The sequence below is a fragment of the Polaromonas sp. P1_E3 genome (assembly GCF_056405935.1).
Map to the genome: position 1 here is coordinate 1 of NZ_JBFUBD010000510.1, position 1706 is coordinate 1706.

Annotated in this window: 2 protein-coding genes and 1 pseudogene; 1 reads left to right on the forward strand and 2 read right to left on the reverse strand. The window is 63.3% G+C overall.

The genetic code is table 11. The annotated features are described in order from the left end of the window. Window positions 1–32: 32 nt before the first annotated feature. Together AC1D0Z_RS21110 and AC1D0Z_RS21115 are read right to left on the reverse strand one after the other, a co-directional pair. Window positions 33–809, reverse strand: coding sequence for an anti-sigma factor (locus AC1D0Z_RS21110; protein WP_477660116.1), 777 nt, complete (start codon window positions 807–809; stop codon window positions 33–35). Next, a complete protein-coding gene (locus AC1D0Z_RS21115; RefSeq protein ID WP_477660117.1) occupies window positions 809–1384 on the reverse strand; it encodes an RNA polymerase sigma factor in 576 nt (191 codons plus the stop codon). The genes AC1D0Z_RS21110 and AC1D0Z_RS21115 overlap by 1 nt, the downstream gene beginning before the upstream one ends. Before the next feature lie 214 nt (window positions 1385–1598). On the opposite strand from AC1D0Z_RS21115, the pseudogene AC1D0Z_RS21120 reads away from it, so the two are divergent. Next, window positions 1599–1706 (forward strand): annotated as a pseudogene (locus AC1D0Z_RS21120) (pyrimidine/purine nucleoside phosphorylase); the annotation flags it as partial.

Here is a 1706-nt window from a genome sequence, read left to right on the forward strand (position 1 = left end):
CCGTCTGTTCTGTCCGCCAATGTTGACCGTCGTTACTTAGGCGTCTCGATCAGCGCACCCTTGAAAAGGATGGGCCCCGTAGGCCCGCTGCCCGGCGGAACACCGCCCTTGGGCTCCAGCGTGATGGCCAGCGTTGGCACCTGGCGCATGTCGGTGCCCGCAGCGGTCAGGCGAACCACAGGGTCTGCGGCCATCACACCCAGTGATTTGGGCGCCGCGCCGGGCGGCAAGGCCCAGAGTTCCAGCGATTTGTCAGGCTGCTCCCTGAAGCTGCCCACACGCTTGAGCGCCAGCGTTTTGTTCTTCGGGTCAAACGTCACCAGCAGCGACGCCGACGCCTTGTCATCCGTCAGCACGGCCACGTATTCGATCTCGGGGGTGGCCGTCAGTTTCGCGGTCAGTTCATTCACCTGCCCGCTCAAACGGCCATTCACGTTAAGCCCCACAACAACAGCGGCCACCGTGGCAATCGCGCCTGCCGCCGCGCCACCGCGCCACAGGCCCAGGCTGGTCCACCAGTTGCCCGCAACAGCCGGTGCAGCGGCCCGCGCAGCCTGCATGGCGCGCGCCTCCTTGTCGGCACGCACCAGGTTTTCAATGCGCTTCCAGACCACCGGGCTGGGCGCCTCTTGCGGCTGCAATTCGGCGACGGACGACAGGCGGCTTTGCCAAACCAGCGCTGCGGCGCGCAAGGTGGCGTTGTCGCGCGCCAGTGCTTCAAAGCGCCTGCGGGCACCGCCGCGCAGCGTGCCCAGCGCGTAGCTGGCCGCCAGCTGGTCCATCAAGGCAGGATTGTTCTCAATATTCATTACGCGAACCTCGCCATGCAACCGCGCAGCTGCTCCAGCCCGCGCCGAATCCAGGTTTTGACCGTACCCAAAGGCAGCTTCAGCTGCTCGGCCAGTTCGCCATGGCTCAAATCACGCAAATACGCCAGGCTCACCACTTCGCGCTGCTTGTGCTCCAGCTTGCCAAGGCACTGRTGCAGCGCCCAGGCCTGTTCGCTGGCCTGCGTGGTGTCCATCGGGTTGGGCGAATCGCCCGCCACGGTGTCTGAAATCACATCGTCCAGCTCCTGCACCAGGTCGGCGCGGTCAGAAGCCCGGCGCCGCAAAAAGTCCAGGCCGCGGCTGCGCACTATCAAGCCCATCCAGGCCATGGGGGGCGACAGCGTCGCCTTGTAGTCGCCCGCAATGCGCCAGATGTTGAGGAAACCCTCCTGCAGCACGTCTTCGGCCCATTCGCGGTTGGTTACCACGCGCACCGCCACACCGTAGAGCTTGGACGACGTCAGGTCGTACAGCTCCCGAAGGKCCGACTCATCGGCCTGGGCTACGCGGTCAATCAGGGCGATCAATTGAGTATCCGGGCTTTCTGGTTTCATGGACGCATTGTGAGGGATCAACCGGTATTCGCGAACAAAGCGAAAAACACGGCAAGGTCCATCAAATACGCGAGGGAAGGCCAAACGGATTCAGCGAGGGCACGGCAAAGGCCCCGGTAACCTAAAATCAGCGGTTTGGGCGCCGCGCGGCCCTTGCGAGCCACCCGTTCCACCCTTTTTATCGATTCCCTCATCCAGCCCCTTACCCATTCCCATGCCTACCGAAAAAATCGACAACATCAGCGTGACCACCAAGGCCAATGTGTACTTTGACGGCAAATGCGTGAGCCACGGCATCACGCTGGCCGACGGCACCCAAAAG